Origin of the sequence: Streptomyces sp. CB00316, from assembly GCF_001905595.1 — a bacterium.
Classification (GTDB): Bacteria; Actinomycetota; Actinomycetes; order Streptomycetales; family Streptomycetaceae; genus Streptomyces.
The window spans coordinates 118,019-138,809 of record NZ_LIXI01000001.1 but is presented as its reverse complement, the minus strand read 5'-3'; the positions used below and the strand labels follow the sequence as shown (position 1 = coordinate 138,809).

At 71.0% G+C, this 20,791-nt stretch carries 23 protein-coding genes and 1 riboswitch; of the genes, 6 read left to right on the top strand and 17 right to left on the bottom strand.

Going from position 1 to position 20,791, the window contains the following annotated elements:
* Positions 1-33: 33 nt before the first annotated feature.
* The 3 genes from AMK21_RS00590 to AMK21_RS00580 all read right to left on the bottom strand — a co-directional run bounded on the left by AMK21_RS00590 (position 34) and on the right by AMK21_RS00580 (position 1,649).
* Positions 34-423 (bottom strand): hypothetical protein, encoded by a 390-nt coding sequence (locus tag AMK21_RS00590; RefSeq protein WP_073872999.1) that lies wholly within the window; start codon positions 421-423, stop codon positions 34-36.
* A gap of 122 nt (positions 424-545) precedes the next feature.
* Positions 546-1,283, bottom strand: coding sequence for a ribonuclease PH (gene rph, locus AMK21_RS00585; protein WP_015608813.1), 738 nt, complete (start codon positions 1,281-1,283; stop codon positions 546-548).
* A 132-nt stretch (positions 1,284-1,415) separates the two neighbouring features.
* Positions 1,416-1,649: a glucose PTS transporter subunit EIIB gene (locus AMK21_RS00580; protein WP_015608814.1), complete on the bottom strand. Its 234-nt coding sequence runs from the start codon at positions 1,647-1,649 to the stop codon at positions 1,416-1,418.
* A 223-nt stretch (positions 1,650-1,872) separates the two neighbouring features.
* Between AMK21_RS00580 and AMK21_RS00575 the strand changes: the two genes are divergently transcribed.
* On the top strand, positions 1,873-3,132 hold the full coding sequence (locus AMK21_RS00575; protein WP_073872992.1) for a PTS transporter subunit EIIC: 1,260 nt from the start codon (positions 1,873-1,875) through the stop codon (positions 3,130-3,132).
* A gap of 257 nt (positions 3,133-3,389) precedes the next feature.
* Positions 3,390-4,655, top strand: coding sequence for a PTS transporter subunit EIIC (locus tag AMK21_RS00570; protein WP_073872989.1), 1,266 nt, complete (start codon positions 3,390-3,392; stop codon positions 4,653-4,655).
* An 80-nt stretch (positions 4,656-4,735) separates the two neighbouring features.
* On the opposite strand, the gene AMK21_RS00565 is transcribed toward AMK21_RS00570, so the two are convergent.
* Positions 4,736-5,488, bottom strand: coding sequence for an MBL fold metallo-hydrolase (locus AMK21_RS00565; protein WP_073872985.1), 753 nt, complete (start codon positions 5,486-5,488; stop codon positions 4,736-4,738).
* Positions 5,489-5,737: 249 nt separating this feature from the next.
* Here AMK21_RS00565 and AMK21_RS00560 point away from each other — a divergent pair, with 249 nt between their 5' ends.
* Entirely contained in the window at positions 5,738-6,250 is a 513-nt protein-coding gene (locus AMK21_RS00560) for a type II toxin-antitoxin system PemK/MazF family toxin (RefSeq protein WP_073872980.1), read from the top strand.
* A 101-nt stretch (positions 6,251-6,351) separates the two neighbouring features.
* On the opposite strand, the gene AMK21_RS00555 is transcribed toward AMK21_RS00560, so the two are convergent.
* The 9 genes from AMK21_RS00555 to clpS form a co-directional block, all read right to left on the bottom strand.
* A complete protein-coding gene (locus tag AMK21_RS00555; RefSeq protein WP_018512381.1) occupies positions 6,352-7,302 on the bottom strand; it encodes a PLP-dependent cysteine synthase family protein in 951 nt (316 codons plus the stop codon).
* On the bottom strand, positions 7,302-7,589 hold the full coding sequence (locus tag AMK21_RS00550; RefSeq protein ID WP_073872976.1) for a MoaD/ThiS family protein: 288 nt from the start codon (positions 7,587-7,589) through the stop codon (positions 7,302-7,304). Before AMK21_RS00550 ends, AMK21_RS00555 begins: the two co-directional genes overlap by 1 nt.
* 115 nt (positions 7,590-7,704) lie before the next feature.
* Positions 7,705-7,821: a putative leader peptide gene (locus AMK21_RS36775; RefSeq protein WP_309544402.1), complete on the bottom strand. Its 117-nt coding sequence runs from the start codon at positions 7,819-7,821 to the stop codon at positions 7,705-7,707.
* 69 nt (positions 7,822-7,890) lie between these two features.
* Positions 7,891-8,688 (bottom strand): ABC transporter ATP-binding protein, encoded by a 798-nt coding sequence (locus AMK21_RS00545; RefSeq protein ID WP_073872972.1) that lies wholly within the window; start codon positions 8,686-8,688, stop codon positions 7,891-7,893.
* 31 nt (positions 8,689-8,719) lie between these two features.
* Complete coding sequence (locus AMK21_RS00540; RefSeq protein ID WP_073872969.1) at positions 8,720-9,760, bottom strand: FecCD family ABC transporter permease; 1,041 nt, start codon at positions 9,758-9,760, stop codon at positions 8,720-8,722.
* Complete coding sequence (locus AMK21_RS00535) at positions 9,757-10,752, bottom strand: ABC transporter substrate-binding protein (protein ID WP_073872965.1); 996 nt, start codon at positions 10,750-10,752, stop codon at positions 9,757-9,759. The genes AMK21_RS00540 and AMK21_RS00535 overlap by 4 nt, the downstream gene beginning before the upstream one ends.
* 58 nt (positions 10,753-10,810) lie before the next feature.
* Positions 10,811-10,915, bottom strand: a riboswitch (cobalamin riboswitch).
* A gap of 83 nt (positions 10,916-10,998) precedes the next feature.
* Positions 10,999-11,421 carry a Mov34/MPN/PAD-1 family protein gene (locus AMK21_RS00530; RefSeq protein ID WP_073872962.1) on the bottom strand — a complete coding sequence of 141 codons (423 nt, stop codon included), beginning with the start codon at positions 11,419-11,421 and terminating at the stop codon, positions 10,999-11,001.
* 160 nt (positions 11,422-11,581) lie between these two features.
* Positions 11,582-12,193, bottom strand: a complete 612-nt coding sequence (locus tag AMK21_RS00525) for a DUF2017 domain-containing protein (RefSeq protein WP_073872958.1) — start codon at positions 12,191-12,193, stop codon at positions 11,582-11,584.
* Between the two features lie 51 nt (positions 12,194-12,244).
* Complete coding sequence (gene clpS, locus AMK21_RS00520) at positions 12,245-12,562, bottom strand: ATP-dependent Clp protease adapter ClpS (RefSeq protein WP_030567742.1); 318 nt, start codon at positions 12,560-12,562, stop codon at positions 12,245-12,247.
* A gap of 79 nt (positions 12,563-12,641) precedes the next feature.
* Here clpS and AMK21_RS00515 point away from each other — a divergent pair, with 79 nt between their 5' ends.
* Positions 12,642-13,976, top strand: a complete 1,335-nt coding sequence (locus tag AMK21_RS00515; RefSeq protein ID WP_073872954.1) for a nicotinate phosphoribosyltransferase — start codon at positions 12,642-12,644, stop codon at positions 13,974-13,976.
* A gap of 193 nt (positions 13,977-14,169) precedes the next feature.
* Positions 14,170-14,766, top strand: coding sequence for an isochorismatase family protein (locus tag AMK21_RS00510; RefSeq protein ID WP_073872950.1), 597 nt, complete (start codon positions 14,170-14,172; stop codon positions 14,764-14,766).
* A 32-nt stretch (positions 14,767-14,798) separates the two neighbouring features.
* Here the strand turns inward: AMK21_RS00510 and AMK21_RS00505 are convergent, their stop codons facing one another.
* Positions 14,799-15,143 carry a hypothetical protein gene (locus AMK21_RS00505; RefSeq protein ID WP_073872946.1) on the bottom strand — a complete coding sequence of 115 codons (345 nt, stop codon included), beginning with the start codon at positions 15,141-15,143 and terminating at the stop codon, positions 14,799-14,801.
* Between the two features lie 124 nt (positions 15,144-15,267).
* Positions 15,268-17,679, bottom strand: coding sequence for an immune inhibitor A domain-containing protein (locus tag AMK21_RS00500; RefSeq protein WP_079181038.1), 2,412 nt, complete (start codon positions 17,677-17,679; stop codon positions 15,268-15,270).
* 368 nt (positions 17,680-18,047) lie between these two features.
* On the opposite strand from AMK21_RS00500, the gene AMK21_RS00495 reads away from it, so the two are divergent.
* Complete coding sequence (locus AMK21_RS00495; RefSeq protein ID WP_073872938.1) at positions 18,048-18,374, top strand: hypothetical protein; 327 nt, start codon at positions 18,048-18,050, stop codon at positions 18,372-18,374.
* A gap of 60 nt (positions 18,375-18,434) precedes the next feature.
* On the opposite strand, the gene AMK21_RS00490 is transcribed toward AMK21_RS00495, so the two are convergent.
* The gene (locus AMK21_RS00490; RefSeq protein WP_073872934.1) at positions 18,435-19,109 is read right to left on the bottom strand and encodes an RDD family protein; all 675 of its coding nucleotides are present in this window, start codon (positions 19,107-19,109) and stop codon (positions 18,435-18,437) included.
* A gap of 129 nt (positions 19,110-19,238) precedes the next feature.
* Positions 19,239-20,717, bottom strand: a complete 1,479-nt coding sequence (locus tag AMK21_RS00485; protein WP_073872931.1) for an RDD family protein — start codon at positions 20,715-20,717, stop codon at positions 19,239-19,241.
* Positions 20,718-20,791: the final 74 nt, after the last annotated feature.

Genomic DNA, 20,791 nt, shown 5'->3' with positions numbered 1-20,791 from the left:
GCACCGATTATGGCCGGGTCGCGCCGGTGGGCCCTACGGTGTGCAGACCTTGCCGATCTCCGTCGCCGCGTTCGTGACCGGGGTGATGTCCGGGGTGGCGTCGCCGCTCTCGATGGACTCGCGCACGTTGGTGACGCCGGCCTGGAGGTCGTCGACCGCCTTGGAGAGGTCGGCGTTGTCCGTGGTGTCGCCGAGGTTCTTGAGCTCGCGGTCGATGTCGTCGAGGGCTTCCGATGCCTGGGTGATGTCCTCGGAGGCGCTGGAGACGGCCCTCTGGAGGTTGCCGACGCTGGTGGCGATGGCGTCGGCGGTGCGGACGCAGTCGAGGGCCTTGTCGAGGCCGGCGCAGCCGGCGGCCGTGGCCAGCGTCAGCAAGGTGGCGGCGGTGGCGAGTGCGAGGCGTTGGTGGCGGCGCGAAGCCATGGTGCGGTCCCTCCCCGGGATCGGTACGCGGACGGGCGCACGGTTCGACCCGTGCGCCCGTGCTCGTAACGACGCTCTGTCGTACGTATTTGGTTGCTTCTTTACCCGGGGAGGGTGAGTCGTTACGCGTTCTGCGTGGTTGCGAGTGCGTCACGCTGGAGTGCGGCCAGGTCGACGCAGCCCGCGGTGGCCAGGTCCAGGAGCGAGCCGAGCTCCTTGCGGTCGAAGGGGGCGCCCTCGGCGGTTCCCTGGACCTCTACGAAGCGGCCGTCGCCGGTGCAGACGACGTTCATGTCGGTCTCGGCGCGGACGTCCTCCTCGTAGCAGAGGTCGAGGAGCGGGGTGCCGTCGACGATGCCGACGCTGATGGCGGCGACGGTGTCGGTGAGCGGCTTGCGGCCGGCCTTGACGATCTTCTTGCCCTGGGCCCAGGCGACGGCGTCGGCGAGGGCGACGTACGCGCCGGTGATGGCGGCGGTGCGGGTGCCGCCGTCGGCCTGGAGGACGTCGCAGTCCAGGACGATGGTGTTCTCGCCGAGCGCCTTGTAGTCGATGACGGCGCGGAGGGAGCGGCCGATCAGGCGGCTGATCTCGTGGGTGCGGCCGCCGATCTTGCCGCGTACGGCTTCGCGGTCGCCGCGGGTGTTGGTGGAGCGGGGCAGCATGGAGTACTCGGCGGTGACCCAGCCCTCGCCGCTGCCCTTGCGCCAGCGCGGGACGCCTTCGGTGACGGAGGCGGTGCAGAAGACTTTGGTGTCGCCGAAGGAGATGAGGACTGAGCCCTCGGCGTGCTTGCTCCAGCCGCGTTCGATGGTGACGGGGCGGAGCTGTTCGGGGGTGCGGCCGTCGATGCGAGACATGGGGCCGACTTTATCGGGTGGCGGGGGTGGGTCCGTTCGGGTGCGGTGGGGCCGGGAGCGTACGTACGACGCAGGCCCCGGCACCGGTTGAGGTGAGGGGCCTGCGGTGCGCGGCGTCGGGGTGTCAGCCGGTCACATCATGTCTTCGATGTCGGCGGCGATGGGGTCGGCGTCGGTGCCGATGACCACCTGGATCGCGGTGCCCATCTTGACGACGCCGTGGGCGCCGGCGGCCTTCAGGGCGGCTTCGTCGACCTTGCTGGCGTCGTGGACCTCGGTACGGAGGCGGGTGATGCAGCCTTCGATCTCGTCGATGTTCTCGATGCCGCCGAGCCCGGCGACGATCTTCTCAGCCTTGGTGGCCATGTGCTTCTCCCTGGTTCTCGCGTGCTGACGGGACGCCCGCTGCGGGTCCGTTTCGTCACGGTAACGCACGGTTGGCCCAACTTCGCGGGCGAGTAAACGGACTATCACCAAAGATAACGATCACCGGTGCCCTGACTTCGGGGCGGGCCCCGGACCGTGACGCAACTGGTCTACACCAGTTTCCAACGACCGCCAAACGAGGCTTGTTCCGGGAAGGACGCCGATGAGTTCGAGCGCCGCTGCGGCACCGCAGCCAAAATGGTGGAACGGGCCGGTCCAGGGCTTGCAGAAGGTCGGCCGGTCCCTCCAGCTCCCGGTGGCCGTCCTCCCGGCGGCGGGTCTTCTCGTCAGCCTCGGGAACCTCCTCGACTCCTATCTGGACGGCGCCTTCTGGGAGAAGACCTCCAAGGTCCTGCTCAACGGCGGCACCGCGATCCTCGACGGCCAGCTGGGCCTGCCGCTCCTCTTCTGCATCGGTGTGGCCATCGGCTTCGCGAAGAAGGCGGACGGCTCCACCGCGCTCGCGGCCGTGGTCGGGTTCCTGGTCTACCGGGGCGTCCTCACCGCCTTCCCCATGGACGGCACGGTCACGGACGAGCTGCCCGACGGCGAACCGCAGAACCCCGGCGTCCTCGGCGGCATCCTCATCGGCCTGCTCACCGCCGTGGTCTGGCAGCGCTACCACCGCACCAAGCTGGTGGACTGGCTCGGCTTCTTCAACGGCCGGCGCCTGGTGCCGATCCTGATGGCGTTCCTCTGCGTGATCCTGGGCGTGCTGTTCGGGCTGCTGTGGCAGCCGGTGGGTGACGGGCTGACCTGGTTCTCCAAGCAGCTCATCGACCTCGGCTCGTGGGGTGCGGCGATCTTCGGCTTCGCGAACCGGTTGCTGATCCCGATCGGCATGCACCAGTTCCTGAACACGTTCTTCTGGTTCCAGGCGGGTGAGTTCACCGGGGCGGACGGCGCGACCGTCCAGGGCGACATCTCCCGGTTCTTCGCCGAGGACCCGTCGGCCGGCCAGTTCACCTCGGGCTTCTTCCCGATCATGATGTTCGGCCTGCCCGCCGCGGCCCTGGCCATCACCCACACCGCGCGGCCCGAGCGCCGCAAGGAGGTGGGCGGCCTGATGGTGTCGGTGGCGCTGACCTCGTTCGTGACGGGGGTGACCGAGCCGATCGAGTTCTCGTTCATGTTCGTCGCGCCGCTGCTGTACGGCGTGCACGCGGTGCTCACCGGGGCCTCGATGGGCATCACCTGGCTGCTGGGGGTGCATGCCGGGTTCAGCTTCTCGGCCGGGTTGATCGACTACGTCGTCAACTGGCATCTGGATACCAAACCGTGGCTGATCATCCCGATCGGCGCGTGCTTCGCCGTGATCTACTACGTGATCTTCCGCTTCGCGATCACCAAGTTCGACCTCAAGACTCCGGGCCGCGAACCGGAGGAGATCGAGAGGGAGATCGAGAAGGATCTCACGAAGTAGCAGGTAGACCGGGTTCCGCCCCGGTCACGCAAGGCCCTCGGACCGCCCGGTCCGGGGGCCTTGCGCATGTCACCGAACGTGCCGGGTCTGCTACCGCGAATCAGCAGGGAATCGCAGGTTCCTTATCTAACCCTCACCGTGCTAAAACTGGTCTACACCACTGAGTGGTCCAGACCACGGCTGTCTGCCGCGTCTGTCGAGTCGCCGCCTCCCCGCATCAATGACCCGGGCGGCACCGTGCCCCATGGAGGATGTTGATGACCACGGCTGAGACCGCACCCGCGGCCGAGAAGAAGAAGGGCGCCGGCGCGATGGCCGTCATGCAGCGCATCGGCCGTAGCCTCATGCTGCCGGTCGCCGTGCTGCCGGCTGCCGCGCTCCTGGTCCGCCTCGGCAACGGCGACATGCTGGGACGCGAGTCGTTCCCGACCTTCATCACGAAGCTCGCCGGCTACATGGCCGCGGGCGGCGGCGCCATCCTCGACAACATGCCGCTGCTGTTCGCCGTCGGTATCGCGATCGGCTTCGCGAAGAAGTCGGACGGCTCGACGGCCCTGGCCGCCGTCACCGGATACCTCGTCTTCCAGAAGGTGCTCGCCACCTTCACGGACAGCAACCTGCCCCAGGTCGCGAGCGTGGCCGACGGCAAGATCGTGATGAGCGACGCCCCCGTCAACGCCGGTGTCCTCGGCGGTGTCGTGATGGGCATAGTCGTGGCCCTGCTGTACCAGAAGTTCTACCGGACGAAGCTGCCCGACTGGGCCGGCTTCTTCAGCGGGCGCCGTCTGGTCCCGATCCTCTCCGCCTTCGCGGGTCTGCTCATCGGTATCGTCTTCGGTCTGATCTGGCCGGTCCTCGGCGCCGGCCTGCACAACTTCGGTGAGTGGCTCGTCGGCTCGGGCGCGGTCGGCGCGGGCATCTTCGGTGTCGCCAACCGTGCGCTGATCCCGGTCGGCATGCACCACCTGCTGAACTCCTTCCCGTGGTTCCAGGCGGGCGAGTACAACGGCGCCCACGGTGACATCGCCCGCTTCCTGGCCGGTGACCCGAACGCCGGACAGTTCATGACCGGCTTCTTCCCGATCATGATGTTCGCCCTCCCGGCGGCCTGCCTCGCGATCGTCCACTGTGCCCGTCCGGAGCGCCGCAAGGTCGTCGGCGGCATGATGTTCTCCCTCGCGCTGACCTCGTTCGTCACCGGTGTGACCGAGCCGATCGAGTTCACGTTCATGTTCATCGCCCCGGTGCTGTACGCGATCCACGCGGTGCTGACCGGTGTGTCGATGGCCCTGACATGGGCGCTCGGCATGAAGGACGGCTTCGGCTTCTCCGCGGGCCTGGTCGACTTCCTGCTGAACCTCGGTATCGCGTCGAAGCCCTGGCTGCTGGTCCTGGTCGGCCTCTGCTTCGCGGTGGTCTACTACGTGGTCTTCCGCTTCGCGATCACCAAGTTCAACCTCCCGACCCCGGGCCGGGAGTCGGACGAGGAGCTGGCCGAGCTGCAGAAGGCCGAGGCGAAGTAGCCCTCAGCCGTAGCCCGTACGCGCGGAACCCCCGCCTTCCCTCCCGGAAGGCGGGGGTTCCGTCGCATCCGGACCCGTACTCAGAACTCGTACACCGCTCCCGGCGCCGCCAGTTCCACCGGGCCCGGGTAGACCGTCCGCGCGTCGGCGAGGTTGCGGGCCTCGTCCGTCCACGGCGGGATGTGGGTGAGGACGAGCCGGCGGGCGCCCGCGCGGGCGGCGGCCTCGCCGGCCTCCCGGCCGTTGAGGTGCAGGTCGGGGATGTCTTCCTTGCCGTCGACGAACGACGCCTCGCACAGGAACAGGTCCGCGTCCCGGGCCAGCTCCTCCAGGGCGTCGCAGGTCCCGGTGTCGCCGGAGTAGGCGAGGGTGGAGCCGCCGTGCTCGACCCGGATGCCGAAGGTGTCGACGGGGTGACGGAGCTTCTCCGTACGGACCGAGAAGGGGCCGATCTCGAAGGAGTCCGCCTTGAGCGTGTGGAAGTCGAAGACCTCGCTCATCGCCCGGTCGGTGGGGGTGTCGCCATGGGCGGCGGTCAGGCGCTGCTCGGTGCCCTCGGGTCCGTAGACCGGAAGAGGGATGGGGCGGGCGCCGTCGTGGCGGTAGTAGCGCACGACGAAGTACGCGCACATGTCGATGCAGTGATCGGCGTGGAGGTGGCTGAGGAAGATCGCGTCGAGGTCGTAGAGACCGACGTGGCGCTGCAGCTCGCCGAGGGCGCCGTTGCCCATGTCGAGGAGCAGCCGGAAGCCGTCGGCCTCTACGAGGTAGCTCGAGCATGCCGAACCCGGGGACGGGAACGAGCCGGAGCAGCCGACGACGGTGAGCTTCATGGAGCGTGAACCTCCGAGACGTGGGAACGGGGAGGGTTCGTGCGGAAGGGGTCGTGCAATTCCTGCCGGAACGTTTTGCGGTTTGTCGAGCGTAAGGCGCAGAACTCCGCGTCGCTCCTCTGCCGCCTGCCGTTGTGGGGGAACTCACCTGCTCTGTCACCGGTTCGATGGAAGTGCGCCCACGGTGGCGTCCGGGCGTGGCGTCCGGTCGCGGGAGGGGTGCCCGTCGGCCGCCGGTACGGTCGGGGGATGAACACGTTCTGGTGGGTGGCGCTGGTCGCCGTGGTTCTGCTGGCCCTCGTCGCCGCGGTGGTGGACGGGCGGGGGCGCTCGGACCGGGGGCCCCGGTCGCGGCGGCCGCGGCAGCCGGCGGGATCGACCCGGCCGCCGTCGCGGCCGTCCGGCCCTTCGGGTCCGACGGGGCGCGGGGACGGCCGCACGCCGCGGGCCGGCGAGGTGTGGTGGGCCGATGTGCCGTACGAGGACGGGCCCGGGTCCAAGGACCGGCCGTGCCTGGTCCTCTCCGTACGGGGGCGGGGCCGGGGCCGCACGGCGCTCGTCGCCAAGATCACCAGCAAGCATCACGAGGAGCGGCCCGGGGTGATCGCGCTGCCCGCGGGGACGGTGGGGGATCAGCGGGGGCGGCAGAGCTTCCTGGAGACGGATGAGCTGCGGGAGGTGGCGCTGGGCGGGTTCCGGCGGCGGGTGGGGGCCGTGGACGTGGAGCTGTGGGAGCGGGTGCGGGGGCTGGGGGCGGGGTGAGGGCGGGGCCGGGTTTCGGGGCGCTGCCCCGGGCCCCGCTCCTCAAGCGCCGGAAGGGCTGGAAAGACGTTTTCGAACGCCGGACGGGCTGGAACTGGGGCCTATGCCCAGAGCTGGCCCTGCAGCGTTTCGATCGCCGCTTCTGTCGTCTCGGCCGTGTAGACGCCTGTCGACAGGTACTTCCAGCCGCCGTCCGCCACCACGAAGACGATGTCCGCGCTCTCCCCCGCCTTCACCGCCTTGTTGCCCACGCCGATCGCCGCGTGGAGCGCGGCGCCGGTGGAGACGCCCGCGAAGATGCCCTCCTGCTGGAGGAGTTCGCGGGTGCGGGTGACCGCGTCGGCGGAGCCGACCGAGAAGCGGGTGGTGAGGACCGAGGCGTCGTAGAGCTCGGGGACGAAGCCCTCGTCGAGGTTGCGGAGGCCGTAGACCAGGTCGTCGTAGCGCGGTTCGGCGGCGACGATCTGGATGCCCGGGCGGTTCTCCCGGAGGTAGCGGCCGACGCCCATGAGGGTGCCGGTGGTGCCGAGGCCCGCCACGAAGTGCGTGATGGACGGGAGGTCGGTGAGGATCTCCGGTCCGGTGGTGGCGTAGTGGGCGCCCGCGTTGTCCGGGTTGCCGTACTGGTAGAGCATCACCCAGTCCGGGTGCTCCTCGCTGAGCTCCTTCGCGACGCGTACGGCGGTGTTGGAGCCGCCCGCGGCCGGGGAGGAGATGATCTCGGCGCCCCACATGGCGAGCAGGTCGCGCCGTTCCTGCGAGGTGTTCTCCGGCATGACGCAGACGATGCGGTAGCCCTTGAGCTTGGCCGCCATGGCGAGCGAGATGCCGGTGTTGCCGCTGGTGGGCTCCAGGATGGTGCAGCCGGGGGTGAGCCGGCCGTCCTTCTCGGCCTGTTCGACCATGTGGAGCGCGGGACGGTCCTTGATCGAGCCGGTGGGGTTGCGGTCCTCCAGCTTGGCCCAGATGCGGACGTCCTCGGACGGGGACAGCCGCGGGAGGCGGACGAGGGGGGTGTTCCCCACGGCCGCCAGCGGGGAGTCGTACCGCATCAGCGCATGCCGCCGGCGACGGCCGGGAGGATGGTGACGTTGTCGCCGTCGCTGAGCTTGGTGGAGATGCCGTCGAGGAAGCGGACGTCCTCGTCGTTGAGGTAGACGTTCACGAAGCGGCGGAGCTGTTCGCCGTTCGCGCCGTCGACGAGTCGCTCACGGATGCCGGTGTGGCGGCTCTCCAGGTCGGCGAAGAGGTCGGCGAGGGTGTCCCCGTTGCCTTCGACGGCCTTGGCGCCGTCGGTGTAGGTGCGGAGGATGGTCGGGATGCGGACCTCGATGGCCATGGCGTGGGCTCCTGTCGAAAGCGGGGAGGTGGTGGCGTGGGGCGCGCGTTTCTTCCCCCGCGCAGGGGGGTGGAGCAGGTGGGTGGCGCGCGGGCCGTGACTCAGGCCGTGCGGCTCACGGGCAGGCTGCGGGCGGGGGACAGATCGCGCTCTTGAGCCTGCACAGGTCGACGTGCAGCCGCGCGACGAGCAGCGTGCCCGGCGTCCTGTTGCTCACGTCATGGGGAACCATGCGGGCATCGTATCGATTCCCGGTCCGGAAACCCGAGTGTGATCCCACATGGTGGATAGTGAGCGACCGCTATGTGGACAGCACGGTGCGGCCGGGACCTTCCGGGAGGTAGACGACCGTCGGGGCGCCCGTCTGCGGGTGGGTGCTGACCTCGGCTGCGACGCCGTAGACGTCGCCGAGCAGTTCCGCCGTGAGGACCTCCTCCGGGGTGCCGGAGGCGACGACGCGGCCGTCCTTGAGGACGTACAGGCGGTCGCAGTAGTAGGCGGCGAGGTTGAGGTCGTGCAGGGCCAGCAGGTTGGTGGTGCCCAGGTCGCGGACCAGGGAGAGGATCTCCAGCTGGTAGCGGATGTCCAGGTGGTTGGTCGGCTCGTCCAGGACGACGAGCGCGGGCTGCTGGACCAGGGCGCGGGCGACCAGGGCGCGTTGGCGTTCGCCGCCGGAGAGGGAGGCGAACGTACGGGGTTCGAGTGCGGCGATCCCGACCCGGTCGAGGGCCTGGGTGACGAGGGCGGTGTCGGCGGCGGTGTCGGCCTCCCAGAACCGTTTGTGCGGGGCGCGGCCCATCGCGACGACCTGGCCGACGGTCAGCTCGAAACCGGCGTGGCCGTCCTGCGGGACGGTGGCGATGCGCTGGGCCCTGGCCTTCACGGGGAGGGTGGCGAGGTCGGAGCCGTCGAGGAGGACGCGGCCGTGGGTGGGGCGCAGGGTGCCGTAGACGCAGCGCAGGAGGGTGGTCTTGCCACTGCCGTTGGGTCCGACCAGGCCGACCGTCTCGCCGTCGGCGGCGGTGAGGTCGACGGCGTCCACGAGGTGGCGGCCTTCGCCGGTGCCGTACGAGAGTGCCTCGGTGCGCAGGGTGGTCACGGGCGGGCTCCCTCGGGAGTACGTACGGTCGTCATGCGGGCGCTCCCTCGGGGCGGCGGCGCAGCATCCACAGGAAGAACGGGCCGCCCGTCAGGGCCGTGAGCACGCCGACCGGAATGTCCTGCGGGGCCGCCAGCGTCCGGGCGGCCAGGTCGGCGAGGACCAGGAACACCGCCCCGCCGAGCGCGACCACCGGGAGCAGCGCGCGGTGCGAGGCGCCGACCGCCATCCGGGCCATGTGCGGGACCATCAGGCCGACGAAGCCGATCGCCCCGCTGTACGCGACGAGCGCCCCGGTCATCAGCGAGGCGAGGACGAAGACGGCGGCCCGGAAGCGGGCGGTGTCCAGGCCCAGCACGGTCGCGCCCTCCTCCCCCACCAGGAGCAGGTCGAGCGGGCGGGCCAGGGTGAGGAGTACGGCGGTGCCCGCGATCAGGGTGATCGTCGGGAGCGCGAGCATGTCCCAGCGGGCCGCGCCGAGGCCGCCGAGGGTCCAGTAGAGGACTTCCTGGAGGTGGTCGGCGCGGGCGGAGGTGACCAGGATCAGGCTGGTGAAGGCGGACAGGATGTAGGAGACGGCGACCCCGGCGAGGACGAGCCTGTTGGTGGTGAGACCTCCCCCGCCGCGCGCCAGGGTGTAGACGAGCAGCAGCGAGAGCAGGGCGCCGGCGAAGGCGGCGGCGGGGATCGTGACGGTGGTCGCGAGGGTGGCGCCGATGCCGAGGACGATCACCAGGACCGCGCCGGTGGAGGCGCCGGAGGAGACGCCGAGGAGGAACGGGTCGGCGAGCTGGTTGCGTACGAGGGCCTGGAGGACGGTGCCGATGACGGCGAGTCCGGCGCCGACGACGATGCCGAGCAGGACCCGGGGCAGCCGGACGTCCAGGACGATCGTGCGGAAGGGGCTCGCGTCCGCCCGGCCGGTCAGGACGTCGATCACCTGGCCGGGCGGGATGCGGACGGAGCCGAGGGCGAGGGCGGCGACCACGGCGGCTGCGAGGAGGGCGGCGAGGACGCCGACGACCAGGGTGCGGCGCAGCAGCCGCCGCGGTGCGGGGGTGCGGCAGGTCACGAGGTGGTGGCCGCCGGGTGGAGCTGGGCCGCGAGCTTCTCGACGGCGGCGGGGACGCGGACGCCGAGGACCGCGTCGGAGAGCGGCATGACCGCGAAGCGCTTGTTCTTGACGGCTGGGACGTCGGCGAGGGCCGGGTCGGTGAGGAGGCGCTTCTTCTTCTGGGCGAGCGTGGTGGCGCCGTAGTCGTAGATCACGATCACCTCGGGTTTGCGGGCGACGACGTTCTCCCAGGAGGCGTCCCCGAAGGACTTGTCCAGGTCGGCGAAGATGTTGGTGCCGCCGGCGCGCTTGATCAGTTCGTTGCCGATGCCCTTGCCGCCCGCGGTGAAGGCGGTCTTGTCGCCGCTGTCGTAGACGAAGACGCGGAGCGGCTCCAGGTCCTTCAGCTTCTCGGCGGTGGCCGCGTTGTCGGCCTTGGCCTGCTTGATCCAGGCCTCGGCGCGGTCGGTGACGCCGAAGGTGCGGCCGACCTCGCGGATCTCCTCGTAGAGGGTCTCCATCGGGGTGTCGGCCTTGGCGCAGCTCTCGGTGTTGAGCCGGGTCTCGATGCCGGACTTCTTCAGCGCCTCGCGGCCGCGGCCGTCGCCGGCGGTGAAGGCGCTGCTGTAGCCGCCGTAGACGAAGTCGGGGTCGGCGGCGAGGACCTGCTCGTAGGAGGGGTACTCCTTGGCGATGACCGGGACGGACGCGTAGTCCTTCCCGTACTTCGGCAGGACCTTGTCGTCGAGGTAGGCGGTGCCGACGAGGGACTTGGCCAGGCCCAGTTCCAGCATGATCTCGGTGACGTGCTGGTTCATGGTGACCACGCGCTTCGGCGGGGCCTGGTAAGTGGTGGTGACACCGCAGTTGGTGACGGTGTACGGGAAGCCGTCGCTCTTGGCCGCGGCCTTGTTCCCGGTGGGCTCGTCGCCCTCCGGGGTGGAGCAGGCGGTGAGGGCGAGCGGGAGCAGCACGGCGGCGGCTATGAGCGCGGGGGTGCGCCGGGACATGGCGGGGCCTCTCCGGGGGATTTCCGCGTCCCCTGGTCGATGCGAGAAGGCAGCGGGCCAGTTCCTGGCTTCCGGGCCGCCCTCCGGTACGGAGTGATCCGTACGGGAGGAGGCCCGGTCACAGTGGCGGGACCGTGCCGGATTCGCACCGGCTTCCTGGTTCCTGCTGCCCTGTGGTCGGGTCTGGGGTGCAGTGTGCCAGACCCGTGCGGCGGCTCCGCGGGCCCCCGGATGGGCCGGCGGGCCTCAGTACGCCTCGACGACCCGCACGTCCTCCTCGGTGATCTCGCCGTCCACGATGCGGTACGAGCGGAACTGGAAGGGGCCGGAGCCGTCGGCGTCCGCGGTGGAGACCAGCACGTAGTGGGCGCCCGGCTCGTTGGCGTACGTCACGTCGGTGCGGGAGGGGTAGGCCTCGGTCGCCGTGTGGGAGTGGTAGATGACCACGGGCTCCTCGTCGCGGTCGTCCATCTCGCGGTACAGCTTGAGGAGGTCGCCGGAGTCGAACTCGTAGAACGTGGGCGAGCGGGCTGCGTTGAGCATCGGGATGAAGCGCTCGGGGCGCCCCGTCCCGGCCGGGCCCGCCACCACGCCGCACGCCTCGTCGGGGTGGTCGGCGCGGGAGTGGGCGACGATCTGGTCGTGGAGCGCCTGGGTGATGGTCAGCATGGCGCCAGGATAGGCATGCGGCCCTCCGCGTACCGGTGGGTGGTACGGAGAGGGCCGCATGGTGGACGCCGGGGCCGTGGGGGGGGTGGCCGGGGCGGTCCGGGGAGGAGGGTGGTCATGGGCCCGGGGTGACCGGGCCCGGGGAGCAGGCGCGGGACGATTACGGCATCAGTGTCTCGACGAGCGTTTCCTGGAGCGCCCCGAGCCAGAGATAAGCCATCACCATCGGCTTGCGCGGGTCGCTGTCGGGGAGCCGGTAGAGCGAACCGTCCTCGCCCTCGTCCTCGTCGGAGACGTCCAGCCGGGTGCCGATGGTGAGGCGCAGGTCATTGAGCGAGCCGAGCCAGGAGCGGCACTCGTCGGCGGTGAGCGTGAGCACGGCCGCGCCGCCCCCGGCGGGCAGAAGCGCGTCCAGCGTCCGGACGACGGCGAGGGCGTCCTCGCGCTTGCGGGAGCGCAGGTCGTTCTCGGTGAAGCGGCGGAACTCGGCGGCCAGCTCCCGCAGCTCCTCCTCGGACCTCTCCTCGGGGGCGGACCCGTCGGGCCCCCCGTACGCGTCGGGGAAGAGCCGGGCCAGGGCCGGGTCCGAGGGCGGCTTGCTGGGTCCTTCGGCGAAGAGCGCGGCGAGCGGGTCCTCGCCGTCGGCTGGCGTGTCGCCCGGGCCGATCAGTTCGAGCAGCTGCACGGCGAGGGAGCGCAGGATCGAGATCTCGACCTCGTCGAGCGCGACGGCCGCGCCGCCGCCCGGGGTGGCCTCGAAATGGCCGGCCATGGATTCTCCGATGGTGGGTCGAACGGGGCAGGTGGCGGGGCGGATGAGGCCCTAGTTGCGGTCCTGGGTGAGGGTGGCCCACAGCCCGTAACCGTGCATGGCCTGGACGTCGCGCTCCATCTCCTCGCGGCTCCCGCTGGAGACGACGGCGCGGCCCTTCTGGTGCACGTCGAGCATGAGCTTGTGGGCCTTGTCCTTCGAGTAGCCGAAGTAGGCCTGGAAGACATAGGTCACATAGCTCATGAGGTTGACCGGGTCGTTGTGGACGAGCGTCACCCACGGGACGTCCGGCTCGGGGACCGCGAAGGTCTCCTCGGCCGAATCAGGACGTTCGATCTCTACGGGGGTAGCAACGCTCACCTGTCCCATGCTGCCACCCGGGCGGCCCCGGCGCACAAACGGACCCCACATCTCGTCAGTTTGACGAATAGGGGGTAGCATCCCTGCCATGAACTCAGCGGACCTCGGGCGACGGGTCGGCGTTCCGTCGACCGCGCTCTTCACCGACCAGTACGAGCTGACCATGGTGCAGGCGGCCCTCAAGGCGGGCACCGCCGGCCGGCACTCGGTCTTCGAGGCGTTCACCCGCCGACTGCCCGAGGGGCGGCGGTACGGGGTCGTCGCGGGCACCGGGCGGGTGCTGGACGCGGTGGAGAACTTCCACTTCGACGACGAGATGATCGGCTTCCTGCGCCAGCAGCAGATCGTCGACGAGCCGACCCTCGAATGGCTGGCCGGATACCGCTTCAGCGGCGACATCTGGGGCTACCCGGAGGGCGAGGTGTACTTCCCGGGCTCGCCGATCCTGCGGGTGGAGGGTTCCTTCGCCGAGTGCGTGCTGCTGGAGACGGTGATCCTCTCCATCCTCAACCACGACTCCGCGATCGCGGCCGCAGCCTCGCGCATGTCGGCCGCGGCCGGGGGGCGCCGGCTGATCGAGATGGGGGCGCGGCGGACGCACGAGCTGTCGGCGGTGGCCTCGGCTCGCGCGGCGTACGTCGGCGGGTTCGACGCCACCTCCGACCTGGCGGCCGGGTTCCGCTACGGGATCCCGACCGTGGGCACCAGCGCGCACGCCTTCACCCTGCTGCACGACACCGAGCGGGACGCGTTCCGGGCGCAGGTGGACTCGCTGGGGCGAGGGACGACGCTGCTGGTCGACACGTACGACGTGACCGAGGCGGTGCGGGCGGCGGTGGAGATCGCGGGGCCGGAGCTCGGGGCCGTACGGATCGACTCGGGCGACCTGCTGCTGGTCGCGCACCGGGTGCGGCAGCAGTTGGACGAGGTGGGGGCGACCGGCACGAAGATCGTGGTGACCTCGGACCTGGACGAGTACGCGATCGCCTCGCTGGCGGCCGCGCCGGTGGACGCGTACGGGGTCGGCACGCAGCTGGTCACCGGGAGCGGGCACCCCACGTGCTCGATGGTCTACAAGCTGGTGGCGCGGGCGGGGGCGGCGGATGCGGGTGCCGATGCTCCGCTGGTGCCGGTGGCGAAGAAGTCGATGGGGGCGAAGTCGTCGGTGGGCGGTCGCAAGTGGGCGGCGCGCCGGGTCGACGAGGACGGGGTCGCCGAGGCCGAGGTGATCGGGACCGGGGCGGTGCCGGAGGGGCTGGCGGGGCGGGAGCTGCTGGTGGAGCTGGTGCGGGGTGGGGAGGTGGTCGCGCGTGAGCCTCTGGAGGCGGCTCGGGAGCGGCACGTCGGGGCGCGGGCCGGGCTGCCCATGTCGGCGATGCAGTTGTCCCGGGGGGAGCCGGTGATCGGCACGGAGTACGTGTGAGGCCGGGGGCGCCCGACTGGGCCGCTTCGCCCGCGAGCGCCGGACGGGCCGGGCTGGACGGGGTGGCCGGCCCCTCGGGGCGGATAGGCGCCAGTGGGTAGGGGTTGATTGTCAGGCCCTAGTCTCTACGCTCGGTGGCATCCCCGTGAACGTTGGAACATCTCCGCTCTCTCCCCACCTAAGGACACCCGCCATGCACCGCGCATTGATCGTCGTGGACGTTCAGAACGACTTCTGCGAGGGCGGCAGCCTCGCGGTGGCGGGTGGTGCCGATGTCGCCGCCGCCATCACCGATCTCATCGGTGAGGCCCAGCCGGGCTACCGGCACGTGGTGGCCACCCGGGACCACCATGTGGACCCCGGTGGCCACTTCTCCGAGACGCCGGACTTCGTGGACTCCTGGCCGGTGCACTGCGTCGCCGGGACCGAGGGCGTCGGGTTCCACCCGAACTTCGCGCCCGCCGTCGCCTCCGGGGCCATCGACACCGTCTTCGACAAGGGCGCCCACTCGGCCGCGTACAGCGGTTTCGAGGGCTCCGACGAGAACGGGACCGGTCTCGCCGAGTGGCTGCGCGAGCGGTCCGTCACCGAGGTCGACGTGGTGGGCATCGCCACCGACCACTGCGTACGGGCCACCGCCCTGGACGCGGCCCGTGAGGGCTTCGTCACCCATGTGCTGCTCGACCTGACCGCCGGGGTCTCACCGGCCAGCACGGAGAAGGCCCTGGAGGAGCTCCGGACGGCGGGCGTGAAGCTCTCCGGGAAGCCGGTCGTGGCCGAGGCCCTGTAGGGCCACCACAGTCGCCCGCGGAGCCCGCCCCCCTACGCCGCCGGGCGGGCGGGTCCGGCGTGTCCCGCCGGACCCAGCAGGGCCCTGATCGGGTGCCACAGCTCCTGGCCCGCCTGGGGCGCCGCCCGCCAGAGAAGGCCGTCCGGGTGGTGCAGCACCGCCGTGATCTCGTCCGGCGTGGGCGGCCGGTCGTTGCCGCGCAGGTACACCGCCCGCAGCCCCAGGTTGCGCAGCCTGGTCAGGGCGCGCGCCCGGTTCGCCGCGTGGACCAGCACCCGCACCGGGGCGCCCGGGCCCGTACCGCCGGACGGTCCGGTGAGGGTGAGGGCCACCACCACCGTGCCGTTCGGCAACCTGCAGAAACCTCCGCCTGCCATGCTCCGCACTCCCCCGTGAGACGTCGTGTCAATAAGGATGTGAACAAGACGCACCTAAACACGATCGGCCCCCGCCCGCTAGGGGGCGACGGCCGATCATGCTCTGACCTGCGATGTTAAGGAACTATCGGCCCGAGGGGCTGACCAGCACGGTCATCGAGGAGCCGGTGAGCGGCTCCAGGAGGATGGAGATGCGGGTGTTGGTGTCGGAAACCTTGACACTGCCCGTCGGGTTCTCCTTGTACCAGTAGGTCCCCTTGCGGTCGTCGAAGACCGGGTTGCCCAGCGAGGGCTGGATCTTCAGCGGCACGTCCGCGTTGTGGAGCGTGAAGCCCTTGTTCGAATACCAGCTGAACGGGGCGTCGAACGGCTGGATCTTGTTGCGCAGGAGCGAGCCGTCCTTCCACCTGAGCGGCTTGGCGTGCGCGTCGACCGGCAGGATCAGACCCTCGCCCGGGTGGACGGAGGTGTTGTTGTCCTTCTGGGAGGTGTCCCAGAGCCAGACGAGCAGGCCCGTCTGGTACGCGTAGTGCTCGACCCAGTCGGGGCGGGTGGTGGAGAAGCCGAAGTTGTACGGGCCGACCTTGAGGGTCTCGTCGTACGACACGTACTGGCGGTTCTCCGCGATGTAGTACTGCGGGTAGTCCTGCGTGAACGACTCTCCGATCCGCGAGAAGCCCTTCACCGTCCAGCCGTTGTCGTCGCCCTCGGCGTCGTCCGAGAAGAGGGTGGCGCCGTCGGCGGTGATGGTGATCTCGTCGGCCGCGAAGCCCTTGCCGCCCGCGCCGCCGTCCGTCTGGTAGCGGAAGCGGAGGTCGACCTTCTTGCCCGCGTAGGCGTCCAGGGAGAAGGAGAGCTGCTGGTACGCGCCCGAGACGTCGGTCAGGGCCGGCTTGTCGCTGGCGTCGCGCGGGATGGCCTTGCCGTCGGCGGTGCCGTCGAGCGCGGTCCAGCTCGTGCCGCCGTTGTCGGACACCTCGGTGTAGAGGTAGTCGTAGTCGGCCTCGATGTCGTACCAGCCCGAAAGTTCCAGCTCGGCCGAGGACTTGCCGGTCAGGTCGACCGAGCGGGTCAGGGTGTTCGACAGGTTGTCGCCCCGGTCGCTCCACCACTGCTTCGTGCCCTCGGCGGGCTTGACGACGGTGGTGGTGACGGGCTTGGCCGGCAGTTCGACGACGAGCGCCTGCGGGGCCTTGGTGTTGTACGCCGAGACGCCCAGCTTGTGCAGCGAGGTCTTGCCCGCCTTGGCCGTGTCGTAGTCGAGCCAGCCCAGCTGGAGCTTGTCCCACGAGGTCATGTCGCCCGGCAGGTTGCCGATCTCGCCCTTGCCGGTGCCGAGCCAGGAGCCCGCCGACATCAGGGACCAGAAGCCGACCGAGTTCTCGCCGCCGCCGGAGGTGTCGTACAGGTCCGGGAGGCCGAGGTCGTGGGCGTACTCGTGGGCGAAGACACCCAGGCCGCCGTTCTCGGGCTGGACGGTGTAGTCGCCGACCCAGATGCCCGTGTCACCGATCTGCGCGCCGCCTGCCTTGTTGTCGGCCGGGCCGGTCGCACCCGCGTTGGTGCCGTACGCGTACCAGCGGTGCGCCCAGATGGCGTTCGGGCCCTCGGCGCCGCCGCCCGCGGACTCGTCCTCGCCGGCGTGGACCAGCTGGAAGTGGTCGATGTAACCGTCCGGCTCGTTGAAGTTGCCGTCGCCGTCGAAGTCGTAGCGGTCCCACTGGTCGTACTCGGCCAGGTTCGCCTTGATCTGCGCGTCGGTGCGGCCCTTGGCCTTCTGGTCGGCGACCCAGGCGTTGACGCCGTCGCGGACCGCGTCCCAGACGTTGGCGCAGTTGGACTGGCCGCAGTAGTTGGAGCCGTAACGGGCCTCGTTGTAGTCGACCTTCACCCAGTCGGAGACCTGGCCCTCGACCGAGTAGCGGCCCGAGGAGGTCTTCTCGTAGTAGGTCTTGAGCGAGTGGACGTTCTTGCCCTCGCCGAAGTACAGCTTCTCGAAGTGCGCCTGGTTGTAGTCGGCCTTCCAGGCGGTGCTGTTGTCCTTCTTCGGGTCCGGCTTGGCGATCTCGTTGTGCGCCGGGCCGGGGGTGCCGCCGTACTTCTTGACCGGGGGCTTGGGACCGTCGCCGTCCGGGTCGAACAGGGTGGTGTCGTCGACCTTGTCGCCGAACTCCAGCAGGATGGTGAAGATCTTGTCGGTCTTCTCCCGGCCGAGTTCGACGTACTTCTTGGCGCCGAGCCTGACGACCTTGGAACCGCTCCTGTTCGTCACCTTCTTGTCCCCGGAGAGCACCTGCTCCAGCGCGGCCTCCCGCTGCGCTGCCTGCTGCTCGCTGAAGGGGCCCTCGAGGTTGTGCTCCACGTGTCCCTTGCCGGGCGCCGGGTCGTGGCGGTCGACGTCGGGAGCGGCGGAGGCGGCGGAACCTGACGTGGTGTCATGCGCCTGGGCGGTGGCGAAGGTCGACGCCGTCGCCGCGGTCGCGGCCATGGCCACGACAACAGCAGCGGCGCGAAGCGCCCGTCTCTGATTGGTCACTTGATGCAGTCCTCCCCGGGCGTCCGCGCGGCGGCCAGGGGGGTGTGGAGAGGGCCGCGCGCGTAAACGCGTCACAAGTGACGACATTCGATCGGAGTTGCGAGAGAAAAGACAGACCTTGACTTGAACAGACCAAGTGCACTATGCGGGAGCGCTCTTCCGGTATCCGGACAGGATCACCGCCAACGGGCGCGTCGCGCCGTCCGGTTGGTGAGAGGCGTGACTCCGTGCGCCCCCTGTGCACCGGTACCGTGGGTTAGGTCACGCTTACTACCGGTCTCTGTCGGGCATCCACCGTCGTAGGGTCGGAAGGCACCCCCAACGCGCCGACCGCCCGCCCATCCGACGTCCCGAGGACGGAAACCGCCATGCCGCGTCCGACTGCCGCACAGCTCGTCTACGGTTCGGCCACCGTCATCTGTACGACCCTCGCCCTGCTGCTGCTCTCCGGTACGGAGTCGGGCATCGGCGTGGGCATCGCCGCCGTCACCGCGCTCGCGCTCGGCCTGCTGGTGGCCGTGCGCCTGCCCCAGCCCCCGCAGACCGCCCCCGGCCGCGCGGCGCACCCGCACCACACCGCCCCCGCCTCCGCCGCACGCACGCACCCCGCCCCGGACGGCCTCGACGCCCGGGAGCGTGTGCCGGCCGCCCGCTCGTCCCTGCAGGCGAACCGGCAGCACTCGCTGCGCCGCTGAGCGGCCTGCGCCTTCGGCAGCCGGGCGGGACGACGTACCCGCCCGGCTGCTTCCGCGTGCCTACCCGGCCGTGACCACCACGGTCTTGGCCGCCTTGTCCTGGAGCCCCTGCCGGTAGGGCTTGTCCGTGAACATCAGCACGATGTTGACCAGCCACCACAGGCACGGGCAGCACAGCAGCGCCGGAGCCCACAGGACGACGGCCCGCATCAAGGCGGCGCCGGTGTCGGGCACCCGGCCGTCGTTGAGCATGGCCACCCGCAGCTTCAGCAGCCGCTTGCCCAGGGTCCGGCCGTCCTTCTGCGTGAAGTACGTGTCGTACGCGACGTAGACGACCAGGCCGATGAACGACCACAGGAACTGGTGGCCGCTGTAGGCACCGTCGAACCCGTCGCCACCGTCCCCGTCGACATCGATCGCCCCGCCCCACGGCAGAGAGAGCAGGTACAGCGGGATCGAGATGACGAGGAAGTCGATCAGCCGCGCCAGGATCCGCTTGCCCGGCTCGGCCAGCGGCGGCATCCCGGCCAGCGGGTCAGGCGCCCCGAAACCCCCGCCGCTTCCGTACGGGTCGTTCGGCGGGGGCGGGGGCGGCGGAGGGGGCGGAGCGCTCCCGTAGGGCGGCTGACCGTACGGCGGCTGACCGTCCGACGGCGGCGGGGGCTCCTGCGGCTTCTTGACGAACGGATCGTCGTCCCCGGGCGGCTGGCCGGGCGTCGGCTGGTCGTTGCTCATGGGGGCAGTGCATCCCGTGCCACCGGGGCCCGCAACGGCTCAGGTGCGTTCGGGGGACGCGGGGTGGCATACGAGTCTACGGCGGGCTTTCTGGGCCCTGCCCGCCCGGCCGTGTTCCCCCGGTCTCGCTCAGCCCGCCACGAACGTGCGGGCCGCCTTGTCGTGCCAGCACTGGCGCCAGGGGCGGTCGATCAGGCACCACAGCACGTTGGCCACGCCGATGACCAGGAGTCCCAGCACCCCGTAGACGAGCCAGCGGCGCAGGGCCGCTCCCAGCGTGGGCGCGTCGTGGGACTCGATGTCCCGCACGTCGAGCCCGAAGAGCTTCTTGCCGAGCGTCCGGCCCCACTTGGCGGTGGGCAGCGCCTCCAGGAGGAAGCCGAGGACGAGGAAGGCCGCGACCAGGGCCCCGAGCAGCGTCCCGGTGGTGGAGTCCAGCAGCCAGACGGTGACGGTCTCGCCGGTCTGCTTCGCCGCGGTGATCTTCCGGTCGATGTGGTCCATCGCCTGGGTGCCCAGCGGGATGGCCACCGCGCCGACGACCGTGCCGAGCACCAGGTTGTCGACCAGCCGGGCGGCGAACCGCTTGCCGAGCCCGGCGGGCCGGGCCGCCGCCTGGGCGCGGACGAGCTGCTGGAAGGGGTCGTCGGCCGCCGGAGGCTTCCAGGGCACGACGGGCTGGTCCGCGGCCGCCCCGGACCCGGACCCGGGCTGCGCGAAGGGGGGCTGCTGTTGCTGGTGGGGCAGGGGGTGGGGCTGCTGCTGGTGGGGAGACTGGTGCGGGGGCTGGGGTGTCGGCTGCTGTTGCCGCTGTTCGGGCTGGGCCAGTTGGTGGACCTGCTGCGCCCAGGACGCCGAACCCCCGCCGGGGCCCGGCGTCAGCGGCGTGGGCACGGAGGGGGCGGCGGGGACCTGGGGCGGGCCCTGCCGCACCTCCTGGGGGACGGGAGCGGGGGCCGGCACCGGGAGGGGCTGGGCGGGGGCGGCCGGGAGCGCCTGCGGCCCCTGCGGCGTACCGGCGTTCGGCTGTACGGGGTCGGGGCGCGGGGCGGTCCCCCGTACGGCGCTCGGCTGTACGGCACCGGCCTGCGGGCCCACCGCGCGGATCGTGACCGTGCCCTCCGTCGGCGGGCGCGCCCCGGCCTCCTCCGCCGGCGCCCCGCCGTCCCGCATCCCCGGCAGCGCGCCGCGGGTCGGGTCCTGCGCGAGGGGCGTGCGCGGGTCGGCCGGGGCCGCGGGGGGCTCCGACGCCGGGCCGCCCCAGGAGATCCGGCGGTCCCGCTCCCCGCCGAAGCCGTTCTGGCGCGCGGAGTCCGCCTGCCAGACGGACCCGGCCTCGCCCTCGGCCTCGTAGCGGTCGGCGCCGGTGGATCCGCCCGAGGGGCGCGTACCGTCCGCACCGCCCGAGCCGTCCGGGAGGCCGTCCTCCTCGTCGAAGAAGATCGGTCCGGTCTCCTCCACCGGCGCGGCCTGCTGCGGCGCCGGCCGGCTCGTACCGGGCACCCAGGACGCGCCGTTCCAGTACCGGACGTAACCGGGGATGGAGGGATCGGGGTAGTAGCCCTCACGGGGGCTGTCGTCACCGGGTGCCGGAGTTGGCGCGCTCATCAGCGGGTCCCGTATCTCTTCGAGGCCTCAGGCCGTTCGGCGCCGGGAGGGCGGACGGCCTCAATACAAGGGTC